Source organism: Candidatus Methylacidiphilales bacterium (assembly GCA_030054035.1).
Lineage (GTDB): Bacteria > Pseudomonadota > Gammaproteobacteria > JASGCS01 > JASGCS01 > JASGCS01.
In genome coordinates, this window is record JASGCS010000001.1 from 434,813 (window position 1) to 451,566 (window position 16,754).

18 protein-coding genes and 2 tRNA genes are annotated in these 16,754 nt (G+C 37.9%); 12 read left to right on the forward strand and 8 right to left on the reverse strand.

Annotated elements, in window-relative coordinates:
• Window positions 1-10: 10 nt before the first annotated feature.
• Complete coding sequence (gene ampD, locus QM538_02220) at window positions 11-562, forward strand: 1,6-anhydro-N-acetylmuramyl-L-alanine amidase AmpD (protein ID MDI9347299.1); 552 nt, start codon at window positions 11-13, stop codon at window positions 560-562.
• On the opposite strand, the gene QM538_02225 is transcribed toward ampD, so the two are convergent.
• A complete protein-coding gene (locus QM538_02225; protein ID MDI9347300.1) occupies window positions 504-1,169 on the reverse strand; it encodes an epoxyqueuosine reductase QueH in 666 nt (221 codons plus the stop codon). The two genes, ampD and QM538_02225, sit on opposite strands and share 59 nt — an antisense overlap.
• A gap of 49 nt (window positions 1,170-1,218) precedes the next feature.
• Here QM538_02225 and QM538_02230 point away from each other — a divergent pair, with 49 nt between their 5' ends.
• The 3 genes from QM538_02230 to speB all read left to right on the forward strand — a co-directional run bounded on the left by QM538_02230 (window position 1,219) and on the right by speB (window position 2,753).
• Window positions 1,219-1,671: a PaaI family thioesterase gene (locus QM538_02230; protein ID MDI9347301.1), complete on the forward strand. Its 453-nt coding sequence runs from the start codon at window positions 1,219-1,221 to the stop codon at window positions 1,669-1,671.
• Window positions 1,672-1,673: 2 nt separating this feature from the next.
• Window positions 1,674-1,747: transfer RNA gene (locus QM538_02235), tRNA-Gly, on the forward strand.
• A 19-nt stretch (window positions 1,748-1,766) separates the two neighbouring features.
• Entirely contained in the window at window positions 1,767-2,753 is a 987-nt protein-coding gene (speB, locus tag QM538_02240) for an agmatinase (protein ID MDI9347302.1), read from the forward strand.
• On the opposite strand, the gene QM538_02245 is transcribed toward speB, so the two are convergent.
• From QM538_02245 to QM538_02275, 7 genes are read right to left on the reverse strand one after another with little or no spacing between them, the layout of a single operon-like run.
• Entirely contained in the window at window positions 2,750-3,193 is a 444-nt protein-coding gene (locus QM538_02245; GenBank protein MDI9347303.1) for a YbgC/FadM family acyl-CoA thioesterase, read from the reverse strand. The two genes, speB and QM538_02245, sit on opposite strands and share 4 nt — an antisense overlap.
• A 14-nt stretch (window positions 3,194-3,207) precedes the next feature.
• Window positions 3,208-4,215 carry a Holliday junction branch migration DNA helicase RuvB gene (gene ruvB, locus QM538_02250; protein MDI9347304.1) on the reverse strand — a complete coding sequence of 336 codons (1,008 nt, stop codon included), beginning with the start codon at window positions 4,213-4,215 and terminating at the stop codon, window positions 3,208-3,210.
• Window positions 4,212-4,778, reverse strand: coding sequence for a Holliday junction branch migration protein RuvA (gene ruvA, locus QM538_02255; GenBank protein MDI9347305.1), 567 nt, complete (start codon window positions 4,776-4,778; stop codon window positions 4,212-4,214). Before ruvA ends, ruvB begins: the two co-directional genes overlap by 4 nt.
• A complete protein-coding gene (ruvC, locus tag QM538_02260) occupies window positions 4,768-5,277 on the reverse strand; it encodes a crossover junction endodeoxyribonuclease RuvC (protein MDI9347306.1) in 510 nt (169 codons plus the stop codon). The genes ruvA and ruvC overlap by 11 nt, the downstream gene beginning before the upstream one ends.
• A complete protein-coding gene (locus QM538_02265; protein MDI9347307.1) occupies window positions 5,261-5,983 on the reverse strand; it encodes a YebC/PmpR family DNA-binding transcriptional regulator in 723 nt (240 codons plus the stop codon). Before QM538_02265 ends, ruvC begins: the two co-directional genes overlap by 17 nt.
• Before the next feature lie 3 nt (window positions 5,984-5,986).
• Entirely contained in the window at window positions 5,987-7,777 is a 1,791-nt protein-coding gene (aspS, locus tag QM538_02270) for an aspartate--tRNA ligase (protein MDI9347308.1), read from the reverse strand.
• Between the two features lie 2 nt (window positions 7,778-7,779).
• Window positions 7,780-8,178 (reverse strand): zinc ribbon domain-containing protein, encoded by a 399-nt coding sequence (locus QM538_02275; GenBank protein ID MDI9347309.1) that lies wholly within the window; start codon window positions 8,176-8,178, stop codon window positions 7,780-7,782.
• An 84-nt stretch (window positions 8,179-8,262) separates the two neighbouring features.
• Between QM538_02275 and QM538_02280 the strand changes: the two genes are divergently transcribed.
• The 8 genes from QM538_02280 (at window position 8,263) to QM538_02315 (ending at window position 16,754) form a co-directional block, all read left to right on the forward strand.
• Complete coding sequence (locus QM538_02280) at window positions 8,263-9,804, forward strand: sulfite reductase flavoprotein subunit alpha (GenBank protein ID MDI9347310.1); 1,542 nt, start codon at window positions 8,263-8,265, stop codon at window positions 9,802-9,804.
• Complete coding sequence (locus QM538_02285; protein ID MDI9347311.1) at window positions 9,794-11,428, forward strand: NADPH-dependent assimilatory sulfite reductase hemoprotein subunit; 1,635 nt, start codon at window positions 9,794-9,796, stop codon at window positions 11,426-11,428. Before QM538_02280 ends, QM538_02285 begins: the two co-directional genes overlap by 11 nt.
• A 3-nt stretch (window positions 11,429-11,431) precedes the next feature.
• On the forward strand, window positions 11,432-12,805 hold the full coding sequence (gene cobA / locus QM538_02290) for a uroporphyrinogen-III C-methyltransferase (protein ID MDI9347312.1): 1,374 nt from the start codon (window positions 11,432-11,434) through the stop codon (window positions 12,803-12,805).
• Window positions 12,806-12,819: 14 nt separating this feature from the next.
• Entirely contained in the window at window positions 12,820-13,446 is a 627-nt protein-coding gene (locus QM538_02295; GenBank protein MDI9347313.1) for a c-type cytochrome, read from the forward strand.
• Window positions 13,447-14,232, forward strand: coding sequence for an alpha/beta fold hydrolase (locus tag QM538_02300; protein MDI9347314.1), 786 nt, complete (start codon window positions 13,447-13,449; stop codon window positions 14,230-14,232). It abuts the gene before it with no gap.
• A tRNA-Ala gene (locus tag QM538_02305) sits at window positions 14,223-14,298 on the forward strand. Before QM538_02300 ends, QM538_02305 begins: the two co-directional genes overlap by 10 nt.
• Window positions 14,299-14,352: 54 nt before the next feature.
• Complete coding sequence (locus QM538_02310) at window positions 14,353-15,360, forward strand: hypothetical protein (GenBank protein MDI9347315.1); 1,008 nt, start codon at window positions 14,353-14,355, stop codon at window positions 15,358-15,360.
• 23 nt (window positions 15,361-15,383) lie between these two features.
• Window positions 15,384-16,754 (forward strand): TrpB-like pyridoxal phosphate-dependent enzyme, encoded by a 1,371-nt coding sequence (locus QM538_02315; GenBank protein MDI9347316.1) that lies wholly within the window; start codon window positions 15,384-15,386, stop codon window positions 16,752-16,754.

Sequence of the window (16,754 nt, forward strand, 5' to 3'; positions counted from 1 at the left end):
TACTATTTGCGTGCAAAGTCGCTATAGTATTTCTATACAGGGATGGGTATCTCCATCAACATGTATTCCATCACCAAATTATGACTCCAGGACACAAGATACCATAATTAACTGCATTATAATTCACGCAATTAGCCTTCCTCCTAAAAATACAGAAACTAAATGGGTAATTGATTTTTTTACTAATCAACTTGACCCAAGTAAGCATCCATATTTTGAAACCATGCATCACTTGAAGGTTTCAAGTCACTTCCTCATTGACCCAGCTGGAAATTTATTTCAATTTGTAAGCACCAATGATCGGGCATGGCATGCTGGGGAATCTGCTTTGGATGGAGATCCAAACTGTAATAATTATTCAATTGGAATAGAATTAATAGGCAATGATGAAGAGCCATTTAAACCGTTTCAATACGAAACTTTGACGCAACTTGCAATCACACTAAGAAAATTTTACCCTTCAATAACCAAGGAACGTATTGTGGGTCATTGTCATGTTGCGCCTAATCGAAAAACTGATCCTGGTCCTTTTTTTGATTGGGCTTTTTTGAATAAAATGTAATACCGCGTTTTATTCTTTCTCTCCCTTGCTTACTTCTGGACCGATTAGTGTCTCGTAATGAGTACACACAACCACAATATTCCTGTTGGTAAAATTCTTCGGCTTTAGCTATTTCAATCATCCTACTGGAACCACCCTGTTTGCGCCAATTAAAATCCCAATAGTGAAGGTCGGTATGGCGCGAAGCACACCAATTCCCTATCCGAGTAATTTGTTCAAAATCTTTCCACCTAGAAATACCTAAGCAACTAGTAAAATACTTAAACCCGTGTTCTTTTGCGTACTGTGCTGTGCGTTCAAACCGAAAATCAAAACAAACGCTACATCGCACTCCTCGTTCTGGTTCATTTTCAAGACCGGTTACTTTTGAAAACCATTGCTCTGTGTTATAGTCTCCATCTATAAATGGCACTCCTAGTTTTTGCGCAAATGTTATATTTTCCCTCTTGCGTAACTCATACTCTTCTTTTGGATGAATATTGGGGTTATAAAAAAATACAGAGACTTCTAGGTTTGATTTAACTAATAGCTCTAACACGCTGCCCGAACAAGGAGCACAACAACTATGGAGTAGGATTTTTTTTGAACCGTCTGGTAAAGTAAGCATGAGATATTTTAATTCAACTTATCTATTAATTTTAGTTTATACTAATACCATGGATGGTATGACTTATGTTCACTCAATCAAGACTGGATTGATAGAGCCCCATCCACTCTCAAAAAAATTAAACCTAACTATAAACTCATTTACCAAAGGAAATGTTTATTGTAGCGCTACAATAACTAATGAATTTGCTAGCAAACGAGGAGTTTTGTTAGGTGGGATAACATCAATGATACTTGATATGGCAATGGGATTATCTCTGGTATCATGTTTAGGTGACAATATTGGAACTTATACTATTGAGATGAAAATAAATTTTTTTAAAACTATAAGAGTTTCTCTAAACACCATCCAAATTACTGGTACCGTTTTGCATTGTGGCAAAACACTTGGACATACTGAAGCTTGTATTTTAGATTCAAACCAAACACTGTATGCAAAAGCACTAGGTACATTTATAATTTTACCAGATGAAAAAATCGATGGGCTTGCGGGAATTAAATAGTTGCGGGTGTAGTTCAGTGGTAGAATACTGGCTTCCCAAGCCAGTAGCGAGGGTTCGATTCCCTTCACCCGCTCCAATTTAACAACCAATTTAATATGAAAAAACAAATTTTTAGGCATCAAAGAAAAGACCTTGGAGTTTCTGGTGACCAAGCATTTAGGAGTGAAGAATTACTTGGTAAGTATACCGAGTCTGTTTATGCAGGAACAGTTAGTTTTTTACGCAGGAAATTAACTCGTGATCTTAAAGGTGCTGATATTGCTGTAACTGGAATACCTTTTGATAGTGCCACAACTGGTAGGTCAGGTGCAAGGCTTGGGCCTCGAGCAATACGAATTGCCTCAACCACATTAGCTGAATTAGATGCATTTCCACAGTCAATAGACCCTTGTTCACTCCTAGCAATAGCAGATTACGGTGATTGTTATTTCGAGTTAGAACAATTGCACAATATTGTTCCTATTGCAGAAGCACATATAAAATCAATTCTAGCACAAGGTGCAATGGCTTTGACTCTTGGTGGTGATCATTTTATTACCTACCCTTGTTTGCGTGCATATCATGCGCATTACCCTCAATTAGCATTAATTCACTTTGACGCTCATCCTGATACTTGGGATGACGCAGGTGGCCTCAACCATGGCACCATGTTTACTCGCGCTGTTAATGAAAAGTTAATTGACCCGAATCACTCTATTCAAATTGGGATTAGGACTTTAGTTGAGGATGATAGAGGGATAAAAATTGTTAGCGCAGAAGATGTTGGTTCACTAGGTGCACAGGCAGTCGCGGAAATGATTATAGAGCGAACAGCAGGCTTACCCTGTTATTTGACATTTGATATTGATGCATTAGATCCAGCTTTTGCACCTGGCACAGGAACTCCAGTGAGCGGTGGATTAACTTCTAGAGAGGCGCTAAGTATAATCAGAAAACTTGCACCACTTTCCATTGTTGGAATGGACATAGTAGAAGTTGCTCCAGCATACGATCATGCTGAAATTACGGCATTAGCTGCCGCACATATTGCCTATGATGTTATTTGTTTAATTGCACAGAATAAGGCATCTCGTTCAGGTTAACGGATTTCTTCTCGCGCACCACAAGCGATTAAAATAGGTTTTAAAATTTCTGGGATTACGATTGGTTTAAATTTTATAGTATCGACACAAGTTAGCTCAACTTGGCAGGTAAATATTTTTCTATCTTCATTTTCTGTTGGTTGAATTAAATACACATCTTGTTGCATCACTATAGTTGCTCTTCGGTATGAAATTGGGCAACATCCTACTTTTAGTAGATTTCCAAGTCGAGCTGGATATAAATATTGTGCGTCAATCTTCTTAATTACAGCAACGACATTGTAAGTTTTCTCTAATACTTCAAGAGGGATATTGTGAAAAAGAAAAAACTCAATTCGCGCATACTCAATAAATCTTAAGTAATTTGCATAATAAACCACCCCGCCACAATCTGTGTCACCATAATAGACTCTACAGGTATGAAAAAATTGATTTTGCATTTCTACTATTATACTTACAGTAAGGGAGTGGTGGGGTTTGGATTTTGCATCCCAATGACACTATACCCTGCTGGAGTTATACTTCTTCCACGAGGACCTCTTACGATGAGTTCTCGTTTAAGTAAAAATGGTTCGACAATATTTTCAATGGTACCGCTATCCTCTCCTAACGTTGTCGCAATAGTTTCAAGACCAACCGGTCCGCCACGGTAGATGTTTGCAATTGTTTTTAAAAATCTTTGATCTAACTCATCTAATCCGTGGGTGTCAACATGGAGCATGTGTAAGGTTTCTTCTGTTATCGCAAGTGAGACAGAAGTTTCCCCACGAACAAGTGTTACATCATGCACCCTTCGGAGCAATCTATTGGCAATTCTTGGTGTTCCTCTTGAGCAACTAGCAATTCGCTGCGAGGCTTCAGGTGATATAGAAATATTTAAAATATTACTTGAACGATGTATTATTTTTTGAATATCTTTTTCCTCATAATAATCTAACCTTTGCACAATACCAAAACGATCCCGTAGGGGTGAAGATAGCAAACCCGCACGAGTAGTGGCTCCAATCAAAGTAAATCGAGGAAGATCTAATTTGATCGAGCGAGCCGAAGGTCCCTCGCCTATCATTAAATCCAATTGAAAGTCTTCCATAGCTGGATAGAGCACTTCTTCAACATGCGAAGATAATCGGTGTATTTCATCAATGAAGAGAACATCATGTGGTTTTAGGTTTGTTAATAATGACGCAAGATCTGCGGCTTTTTCTATGACTGGGCCAGAAGTGTGTCTAATCGTTGAATTAAGTTCTCTAGCCACAATGGTAGCAAGTGTAGTTTTTCCCAAACCAGGAGGGCCAAAAATAAGCAAATGATCTAGCGAGGAGTTTCTAAGTAAGGCTGCTTTAATAAAAATAGACATCTGTTGTTTCATTTCTGACTGTCCGACATACTCCTGTAAGGTAAGTGGCCGTAATGATAAATCCGCTGGATCGTTTGCGGTATCAACAATTTTAGAGTCTATCATTTCTGCAGTCCCTCTCGTATTAACTCCTCTAAACTTAACTGTTGATAATTAGGAATTGATTTAATTTTTTTTGTTGCTTCAGATAAACGAATTCCAAGTCCTACTAAAGCTCTAATCGCATCATGCGCGTTCTCACCTTGTACATCAACTTGCTCCTGCGAAATAGCAAAAAGTTTACCATGGAGCTCCAAAGCAATTCGTTCGGCGACTTTTTTACCTATTCCTGAAATGCTCGAGAGAGCAAGAATATTTTTTTTCTCGATATGTGTCGCGAGAACTGGAACCTCATACCCAGAGAGGATGGCAAGAGCTAATTTTGGGCCAACTCCAGAGACTGAAATTAGTTGACGAAATAAACTTCGTTCCACAGCTAAATAAAAACCAAACAACAACCATTCATTCTCTCTGATTACTAAATGAGTAAAAAGAGATACCGTACTACCGAACTGGGGTAATTGAGATTTAGTGTATCGCGAGACAAAAAGATCTAAAGTAAGCCCATGAACATTTATTGATATCAAATCACCAGCCTCAACTAATACTCCTTGGATTTTACTTAGCATAGCTATCACACGCTATGGCGCGATACGAGTGTGCGTGGCAAATACCCACTGCAAGTGCATCACTTGCGTCAACTTCCATCTTATTTCGTATATTTAATATTATGCCGACCATATATTGCACTTGGTTCTTATCAGCACTACCATTACCTACCACAGATAACTTAACTTCTTTTGCGCTGTAAGTAAAAGTAAGCGGGCTGGCTTTGTACGCCTCACACATGCATATCCCTCTTGCGTAGCCAAGCATTAAAGATGATTTAGCATTTATACTCATGAACACATCTTCTACTGCAATATGTTTTGGATTATACAATTGAAATATTTCTGCAAGTTGTTCTGATAGGAATAACAATCTTGCTCCCAATGGTTTTGAAGCATCTGGGCATATTACCCCTGAAGCAATATGCTTGGTCGACACACCATCACTATCCATCACTCCATATCCAGTTTTCTTTAATCCTGGATCTATTCCAATTATTCTATTAAGAGGATCTGGCATTGGTATAAACCTCTTGTACATCATCAAGCGAATCTAATTTTTCTAACATCTTGTCAAGTTGCAACTGGCATTCGGCATCAATCGCAACAGTCGTAATCGGTTGCATCTCAATTAATTCGGCATCACTACTAAATCCCTTTTCGCGAAGCTTAGCAACTACCAATTCGAATGTATCAGGGCGAGTTACCACTTCAACTCCGCACTCAGGTATAACAATTATGTCATCCGCACCTGCCTCAATAGCCACATCAAATAATTGTGTTTCAAGTGTCACATCGACAAAACGAATAACCCCGATTTTCTTAAATAAGTACGAAACAGAACCACTCACACCAAGATTTCCATTGTGCTTAGTAAACACCGCTCGCACATCAGAAACAGTTCTTATTTTATTATCAGTTAAACAATCTACCATTATAGCGGCCCCACCGGGCCCATAACCTTCATAGACCGCTTCACTAAAGTCCGACCCTGCAATTTCACCCGTCCCTCGCTTAACCGCACGATCTATAGCATCTCTTGTCATATTTGCGTCAAGTGCTTTATGAATAGCGAGACGAAGACGGGGATTAGTTTCTTGATCTTTACCGCCTACTCTAGTTGCAGAAGTAATTTCTCTAATTAGCTTTGTAAAGATTTTTGCACGTTTTGCGTCTTGAGCGCCTTTGCGATGCTGAATATTTGCCCATTTAGAATGACCAGCCATAAATTATACTTTTTTTGATTCTTGAACGGCTAGATGTAGCTCCCTTATTTTTCTATTTGCCAAAGAACTTGGAGCATCGGTTAGCAAACAGACACCATTTTGATTTTTTGGAAATGCGATTAATTCTCGTATTGAATTTGCGCCACTAAGCAACATATATAAGCGATCAAGCCCCAAGGCTAATCCACCATGAGGAGGAGCTCCAAAAGAAAGTGCGTTTAATAAAAATTGGAACTTACCTCTAATTTCTTCCTCTGATAAACCTAATATTGTAAAAAGTTTATGTTGCTCAGAGACCAGATGATTTCTTATTGAACCACCACCTAACTCAACGCCATTTAACACTAAATCAAATGCATGAGATAATAAAGTCGAAGGGTCTCCTTTAAAATCTATTAATGATTCAGTGCACGCAGTAAATGGGTGATGCATAGCAACATAGCGTTTTTCTAATTCATCATACTCAACCAGTGGGAAATTAACCACCCAACAAAATGAGAGCGCATCTGGATCGATAAGTTTTAAACTGTCGGCAATTGCACCTCTAAGCATGTGCATCGTTACATTAACTAATTTTGCATCTCCCGCACCAAAAAAAACCAAGTCACCGGTTTGCGCCGAACACGCATCTAAGATGGTATTGGTCAACTCCTCACCTAAAAACTTAATAATTGGTGATTGTAACCCTGCTATTCCCACCTGTCGATCGGTGCATTTTATATAAGCCAACCCACCAGCTCCTTGTGCTTGGACCATTTCTGTATAGGTATCAATCTCCGAGCGACTAAGCCTAACCGCTCCCTGGGGAACTCTCAAGGCTACCACACGAGAATTTTTTGCATTTGCACAGGTAGAAAAAATTTTAAATCCACAATTTTTAACCAGATTATCAATATCTACCAAATGTAATGGGTTTCTTAAATCTGGTCTATCTATTCCATATTTTCGCATTGATTCTTGATAGGTAATATGGGGAATAGGTTTTGTAAATTTTTTATTACCAAATCTTTCAAATAGATTAGTTACTACCAATTCAGTAATCTCCATTATTTCTTTTTGATCACAAAATGAGAGCTCAAGATCAAGTTGAGTAAACTCAGGCTGTCTATCACTTCTTAAATCTTCATCTCTAAAACAACGAGCTATTTGATAATAACGATTTAGCCCACCCACCATGAGTAGCTGTTTAAACAATTGGGGTGACTGTGGTAGTGCGTAGAACATTCCACGATGTAGTCTGCTCGGAACAACATAATCCCTAGCGCCTTCAGGTGTTTCTCTAGTTAGCATTGGAGTTTCCACTTCGCAAAAATCATGTTCTTGCATCATAGTCCTAATAAACATATTCGCCTGCGCTCTAAGCCTGAGCCTATTTTGCATATCATTTCGGCGAATATCTAGATATCTAAATCGAAGTCTGGTTTCCTCATTAACTATAGATCCATCTAATGGAAATGGCAACACCTGAGATTGATTTAACACCTCACATTCAGACACCACTATCTCAATATGCCCGGTATTAAGATTGTCATTTTTCGTTCCTTCTGGACGATTTCTAATAACCCCAGTCACTGAAATTACCCACTCAGATCGCAGCGACTGTCCGAGTCCATGAAGTGAGGTATTATCTGGATTAAAAACTATTTGTACTATGCCACTATGATCGCGCAGGTCAATAAATACAATTCCGCCATGATCTCGCCAATGTTCAACCCATCCACTTACCTTTACTAAAGTCCCTATCTGGACTTTTCCACATTCTAAAGTAATATGGGTTCTAAATTTATTTTCCACGATCAACCTGACCCGTCTTTTGGCTTGGTAGTTTCTTTTTTAATTTCTTGTTTGGCTTCTTTTTTAACCTCTTGCTTAGACTCCTTAGCCTCTTGTTTGGCCTCTTGCTTAGACTCCTTAGCCTCTTGCTTAACTTCTTTAGTATCTTGCTTAGCTTCTTGCTTGACCTCTTTTTTGGGGTCTTCTTTTGTGCTATTATTTGTACTATTAGAAGTAGGGGTGGGATTTTTGAAATCTGTTACATACCAACCAGTCCCTTTTAAATGAAATTTTGGTTTGGAAAGCTGCCTTACTAGCGTATCTAATCCGCAATTTGAACAGTGTGGTGGTTTTAGTTCATATTTAATAAGCAACTCCTCGCGATGATCGCAGTTAGAGCAAGAAAATGTGTAAATTGGCATATCTGTTTTTAATATATATTAAGCTATTTTTATAATTATTTTATATATACCCATTGTGTAGTATATATATAATTTTACTTCACTATGGTCAATCTTTCAAACTCTATTCCAAAAATAATCTATGCTGGCCAAGGAGGAAATGCCAAGTGGGTAGCAACAAAACTTAGTGAAGCGCTGGGGATCGCTAACATACACCACACTTTACTTGCATGCAACTCACTAAATACCATGACACTTTCACAAGAACGACAAGTGGTTTTCGTTATTAGCACTCAAGGAGAGGGAGAACCGCCAGATAATGCAAGAGCGCTTTTCTCTTATTTACAATCAAAAAAAAACTATTCGTTGTCACAACTTAAATTTTCTGTATTTTCATTAGGGGATAAATCTTACCCATTATTTGCAAAAGCAGGAAATGATGCCGCAGAACTTTTGTTATCACGCGGGGCAAAACAAATTGAACCAACCACTCAGGCTGATACTGACTATATAAAGATTGTACCAGAATGGATTGCAAGACAATGCTCATTTCTAAGCGACGGGGTATTAAGCGCGGCGAGTAGTTATACTATTCCAAATTTGCATCGAGAAATCAGGTCGGTGGCGCTACCAATATTAGAAGTGCATGATCTTTGCGATTATCAATCTTCAAAAAAAGTAATCCATGTTGCATTAGATAACACCGAAGCGCAATTAGCATACCAACCTGGTGATAGCTTGCTGATTGACATACATACACCTTTTCATTTGCTTGAAAATATCGCATCGTATTTTAGTGATTCAACCACAGAACTGACAAATACATTACATTCAAAAGAAATAATGAGAACACACGGGACTGCCATTAATCAATACCAAAAAATTAATGGGTACTCACTTTCGCAATTTTCAGAAAAACAGTTAGACAATATAGATTGGATGCGAATTCTAACCACCTATCCCCCTCGGAATATGTCATTTAAACAATTCATTGAGCTTTTACCTAATAAATCTGAAAGGCTATATTCAATTAGCTCATCACCAAATTATCATGTTGGAGAAATACATTTAACCATAAGACAATTTACTCGTGGCACTTTGTACGGAAGAGGGCTTGGTTCTAGTTATTATAGTGAATATCAAGATGCCTGTTCAGTTACGATAAAGCCAAATGAATCTTTCAGATTACCAGAAGATGAAACAGTACCATTAATACTGATTTCTGCAGGAACTGGTTTAGCGCCATTTAGAGGATTTATATTTGAACTAATTGCGAGGCAAAAAAATAACAAAGTTTGGTTATTTTTTGGTGAGCAGACTAGGCATACAAATTTTTTATACCAAAAAGATTTACTAGAGTGGTTAGATACTAGACCAGGAGATAAGCTCTCAGTTTCATTTTCAAGAGATGTTATCGCGCAAGGATACATTGATTCACAAATAATCAACAACGGAAAAGAAATACTTAGTTGGATAGAACAAGGTGCTAAATTATTTCTATGTGGATCAAAATCTACGCTTGCAGTCAGTGTGGAACAAAGTATAAAAAAAATCTATCAGCAACATAAATCACTTAGTACAGAAATGGCAGAAGAGGCATATAATCTACTTTTAACTAATGGAGTGTTAGTTCGCGATGTCTACTGAAATTGAAAAATTAAAAATAAATAGTAATGCCTTACGAGGTACAATTAAACAATCTCTAAACAATCCTATCACCTCTAGACTTGCAACCGGTGATGATCAGTTAATTAAATTTCATGGCATATACCAACAAGATAATCGCGATAGGAGAGAAGCAAGGGAGAAAATACGCTTAGAGCCTGACCACTCATTTATGTTACGCATTCGAATACCTGCAGGGATAGTAACTTCAAAGCAATTAATTGCCATAAATGATATATCTGATAGCTATGGAGAAAAACATTACAAATGCACAACAAGGCAAACAATCCAGATTCACCACATCGCAAAACAAAATCTCCCCTCAGTTATTTCTCATTTACATTTGGCTGGCTTAGACTCTAAAGCTACATGCGGTGATGTGAATAGGAATATCACCACAGCTTCGCATACTCTCAAACCCGCCTTGCTTCAAGAATGCCTTGTTATGGCACAAGAATTAAGTGATGCGTTTTTACCAACCAGTCAAGCCTATGAAGATTTATTTTTGGGTAACAATACTACTACTATGGTACCAGATGCAATGTATCAAGATCGTTATTTGCCCAGAAAATTTAAAACCGCAATTGCCATTCCCCCAATCAATGATTGTGACCTTTTCACTAATGACTTAGGGTTTATAGTAAATGGGGAAAAAGAAATAGAAAGCATTACGCTAGTATTAGGGGGAGGACTAGGGCATACATTTGGTAATGTAAAAACTTTTCCAAAGTTAGGTACACCGATAGGTAATTTCCCAAAAAAACATTTACCTGCTGTGATGAAAGCCGTACTTGAATTTCAAAGAGACTTTGGAAATAGAAATGACAGAAAATTATCCAGACTGAAACACACCATCGCTGAGCTTGGACTAGAGTTCACAAAAAAAGAATTAGAAAAAATATCATCAATCACATTTGACCCACCCATATTTCAAGCATTCACCACTGGGCAGGAATGTTTTGGTTGGAACATTGATGAAAATGGTAAAAGTAGATATACGCTTAAATTACCATCGGGTAGAGTATCTGATCAACTATTTCCCTATAAATCATTTATTCGACAGGTTGCCAGTGAGCTACAAGTAGATTGGAAAATAACTTCTTTCCAAAATCTTCACATCACAGCACCAGATGACAAAAACAAAGATTTACTTAAGGCATTAATAAAACATTTTCGACTAGACACACAGCATAAAAGTGAGTTTAGCAAAGAGCTTTTTGGGTGCACAAGTTTTCCACAGTGCCCACTCGCATTTGCAGAAGCAGAAAGGATAATTCCAAACCTTGAACATACAATCGAAGCGTTACTGCTAAAACATAACCTACTTGACTTGCAAATCTCAATGCGAGTTTCAGGATGTCCGAATAGTTGTGCTAGACCAGAATTAGCCGAAATTGGTTTAATTGGGAAATCAAAATCAAGGTACAACCTATATCTTGGAGCAGACCGAGCAGGGACAAGAATGAATTTTCTTTTTCAAGAAAGTGTGACCTTAGAAGATATCTATAAGCAATTAGACAGTTTATTTCATCAATATTCAGTAAATAAAAACCATCAAGAATATTTTGGAGATTTTTGTCATAGAACTATTCAATGTAACAATTAGATCGTGTTTTTACTTGGATTAAAACTAGAAGAATGTTCAATAACAATAATCGGAGGAGGTGTTGTTGCTTTGTCAAAGTTAAGAACTGTATTACAATTTCAAGGCAAACCAAGAATTATCGCTCCAATAATACTTAAAGAAATTGTGTTACTCGCAAATGAGTATTCTCTACCAGTTGAACAGTGCAAATGGGAATGCTCATCAAAACCAAAGGCTTTGCTTACTATCGTCGCCACAGATTCACAAGAAATTAATCAGGGAATCGCATTTGAAATAAAAAAAAGCGGCGCCTTGGTAGTGGCTGCTGATAATATTGAAAACAGCAATTGTTCCTTTGTAGCACTGATAAAGAGAGCTAATATGACCATTGGTATTTCATCGAGTGGTGTTGCTCCGGTCTTAGCTCAGACTATAAAAAAAAGAATTGAAGAACTTTTCGCTACCCATCTTGAAGATCTTATTACCATTCTTGCCTCAGCACGAGTAACGATTAAATCTAGATTTCCTTTACTGTCTACGCGTAGAGCATGGTATAAAAATATTTTTTTAAAAATACCCCCATTCAATCCTACACTCCATAAATCAAAGCAAGAAATTATTACCATAATCGAACAATCTTTTTCCACTTCAGAAATGGTTCACGCCAAGGGATCTTTGACATTAGTTGGCGCAGGACCAGGGGCTAGAGATTTACTAACGCTACGAGCACTGCACGCTATTGAAAGTGCGGATGTCATCCTTTATGATTCACTTGTTTCTGAAGACACGCTCGCAACGGCCAGGCGAGATGCAGTTTGTATAAATACTGGAAAAAGACATGGCTTGCATCGGTACCATCAACCAGAAATACACCAAGAAATTCTAAAATACACTTCGCAAGGATTACAAGTAATTAGATTAAAAGGTGGGGACCCGCTCTTATTCGCACAAGCGAGTGAGGAACTTCATTTTGCAAAAAAACATAACATCCCTTTCGCGGTTATTCCGGGCATTTCCGCACACACATCTGCTTGTGCACAACATGCCTTTCCAATAACTAAAAATGAAATATCAGATTCTGTATTAATCACCACTGCACATAATAATAAAAAACCCTTAGGTTGGTGGAAAGCACTGGTGAGAAAAAATCAAACGGTCATTCTGTACATGTCAAGAGATAAACTTCTACCTATCGTTAAAAAAGTTACCGCGTTAGGAATACCTTTGAACACTCCAATCGCTTGTATAGCAGATAGTAGTTTGAGTACCCATGCGATATTAAAAACCACCTTTGGTGCTATAGCTAAAAATCAAAATATGCTTATGGAATACTTAGAACAAGCGAAAAATCAAAACAAAGCGGTCATTACAATTTTTGGCAATTCAATTAAAAAGTAGGATAAAATAACGCCATGGTCTATAAACAATTTAAGGTGACGATTCTATGTTTAAGCGCTATAGTTCTCGTCTCCTCTACTAATCTATTTGCAGAAGAATCAATTGCGAGTGGCAAGGTAATTTTTGAAACCTGTAAAGGGTGTCACAGCATTAAAGGATATCAGTCCACATATCCTAGTTATCATGTTCCCTATCTGTATGGTCAGAACCAGACCTACATAACTACCGCGCTAAGAGGATATAGAGATGGGGCAAGGAAACATGGGTCAATGGTCTTTAATGCAGGTTCTCTGAGCGATCAAGATATTCAAAATGTTGCGGTCTTCCTTTCAAGTGGTAACAGCCCTGCCTCAACAAACCCTCCGAACAATAAAATAGCATCAGTGCGCGGTAAAGAATTATACCAAGCAACATGCCTCTCGTGCCATGGTGAAAACGGAGTAACGCAAATGGAAAACACTCCACATCTTGCCGGTCAATACAAAGATTATTTGCGCAATGCCATCCAATCATATAAAAGCGGAATTAGGAACAATGCTATTATGGCAACTTTTGTAAGCCAATTGACCGATAAAGATATTGAAGATATTTCATTGTATCTCAGCTCACTATCTGGTCCCCTCACCACAGCTCCGCGCTAATTGACAAAACTGCATCTCCATGATTCGGTCGGTACTGGACCGATACGAATAATATTATTACATGGGCTTTTTGGCGATGGCTTAAATTTAAGAGGGTTAGCGTCACTACTTCAAAACGCAAGTTGCTACAGTTTAGATTTACTTAACCATGGTAAATCTCCTTTGAGAGAAAATTCAAGCTTAGAGCAATATGCTCAAGATATTTACGAAACTACCATGCACCTCCTTCCAGCAGTTTTTATTGGGCATTCGCTTGGCGCAAAATACACCATGCTTTTTGCCAATCAATACCCGGATAGTTGCCAAGCAGTAATTTCACTAGATATGATTAATCGTACTTACCCACTTGACTTCAAAAAAAATATCTTTCAATCTCTGAAGCTTCTGGGCACGCCACTTCCATCAAGGCAAATAGCAGATGATCTCCTTACCCCAACTATACCTGACAAGAAGCTCAGAAGCTTTCTCATTAAAAACTTAACCTACCAAGAAACTATCAAAGCATATACCTTACGAATCTCACTATCAGCCCTCGAACATGATCACAGACAATTAGTAACAGAGCTACCCATTAATAAAATTCAAGTGCCATCTCTATACCTAATGGGGAGCAGAGGGTATAAACAAAATGATGATGGCAGGTACCTAGAAAAGTATCACCACAACGCAGAGTATCAAACTATAGATAACGCAGGCCATTGGCTACACGGTGATAATCCCGATCAAACCGCAAAGCAAATTCAACGATTTATTGATTCAAGTATAATAACCCCTAAGGGGCGGTAGCTCAGTTGGTAGAGTGTCGCGTTCGCAATGCGAAGGTCGGGAGTTCGATCCTCCTCCGCTCCACCAAATACTCACATCATCAAGATAAAAAAAATTAGCATAATACTATAAAATAGTGCTATGACATATATACTTTTAATTGCATCATTGTTATTACTCGTACTCGCGGCAGAAATCTTAACCAACGGTTTTGAACATTTTGGCATGAGATTAAAAATCTCTGAAGGAGTAACTGGTTCTATATTCGCGGCTGTGGCTACTGCCCTACCTGAAGCAACTGTACCATTGGTTGCAATTTTTGGAAGTGCCGGAGGAAGTCAAACCTCTAATGATATTGGTATCGGAGCTATCCTTGGCGCACCGCTGATGCTTTCTACACTTTCAATTTTTTTAATGTCGGCTTTTGTGGTTAAACAACGAACACTAACAGGTTATGTAACCCCTGAGTACACTGGCATTAAACGAGATTTAATATTTTTTATAATTTTTTATTTGTTCGCCACCTTAGCTTTTTTTATCCCGCATGAAAGAATGGAGATAAAAATAATTATCGCTTCCATAATGGTACTAGGCTATGTGCTATATTTGAAACAAACCATTCAGGCTTCAAATAAATTAGTAGATCAAGGGCATGGTACTTCTGCAGATCACCCATTATTATTCACGCGGGTAACTAAACTACCAACTAATTTATTAACAATTATCATTCAATTAATACTTGCCTTTATCCTTATGATTTTTTCGGCAGAAATTTTCATCGATGGAATTAAAACAGTTTCATTACAATTTGATATCTCTCCATTACTACTTTCATTGGCAATAGTTCCAGTAGCAACTGAGCTTCCTGAGAAAGTTAATAGCATTTTATGGATAAGAAAAGGTAAAGATACCTTAGCGTTTGGCAATATCACCGGAGCACTTGTCTTTCAGGGATCACTATTACCTGCGATTGGGATATTGTGCACTCCATGGAATCCTAACCCACTCACGATACTCTCCTCTATCATTACCATATTTGCAAGTGTATGGCTTTTATTCATACATTCAAATAAAGGGTTTAAGATTAGTAATTTGCTAGTTTGTGGGATTTTTTATATCACCTATTTTGTGATTATCGCTTTCCAATAAATTTTTAATATAATGGTGTACAGATGAAAAAAATATACCTTGCTGAGAATGATCTTCCACGAAGTTGGTATAACATTCTTGCGGATTTAGAAAATAAGCCATTGCCCCCACTTCACCCAGTTTCCAAGCTACCAATCGGCCCTGCAGATTTGTCGCCTATTTTCCCTATGGAGCTTATAAAACAAGAAGTAAGTTCAGAGCCCTTTATTGAAATACCTGACGAGGTAGTTAATAAATATTTAATTTGGAGACCTAGCCCACTTATAAGAGCTACAGAATTTGAAAAAGCCCTCGGTGGGTCAGTTTCCATTTATTATAAATATGAAGGTACAAGTCCCGCAGGGTCGCATAAACCTAATACTGCATTGGCTCAAGCATACTATAACAAAAAAGAAGGAGTTAAAAAATTAACCACCGAAACCGGTGCGGGACAATGGGGTACGGCACTTTCTTTCGCCTGCCAACAATTTGGATTAGCGTGTGAAGTATACATGGTGAAAATCAGCTTTGATCAAAAACCTTATAGAAAAATATTGATGAATTCTTTTGGAGCAAAAGTAATCGCCTCACCAAGTAGAGACACACAGGCAGGAAAAAAACAGCTTGAACTAAACCCTCAATCAAATGGTAGTCTTGGAATTGCAATTTCAGAAGCAATAGAAATGGCTGCCCAAGATGAGCACACAAAATACTCACTTGGATCTGTACTTAATCATGTCTTAATGCATCAAACCATAATAGGCCAAGAGGCAAAAAAACAACTTGAAATCGTAGGTGAATATCCTGATATCATTATCGCTCCTCTGGGAGGAGGTTCTAATTTTGCTGGAATCTGTTTTCCTTTCTTAAGAGATGTCATAAAAAGAAATAAAAAAACCAGATGTATTGCCGTTGAACCAGCCTCTTGTCCTAAGCTAACTAAAGGAAAATTTCTATATGATTTTGGTGATACTGCAGGCTACACTCCGTTATTACCCATGTACACGCTTGGGCATAATTTTAATCCCGCCGCCATACATGCAGGTGGTTTGCGTTATCATGGAGCAAGTGTGATCATAAGCCAACTACTTAAAGACAAACTTATAGAGGCCTCGGCTATTCAACAACTAGAGTGTTTTAAGGCTGGGTTATTATTTTCACAGACCGAAGGTATACTTCCCGCACCAGAAGCTAGTCATGCTATCGCTCAAGTAATTAGAGAAGCAAAACAAGCACAGCTTGAGGGCAAGAAAAAAACCATACTTTTTAATTTATGTGGACATGGGTATCTAGATCTACAGGCGTATCAAGACTTTTTTGAAAATAAATTAACTGATCATGAGCTTTCCGAAGCTGATTTAGTTAATACTATTAAAGAACTAGAGCAACTACAACCAAAAACAATAGGAGTATAA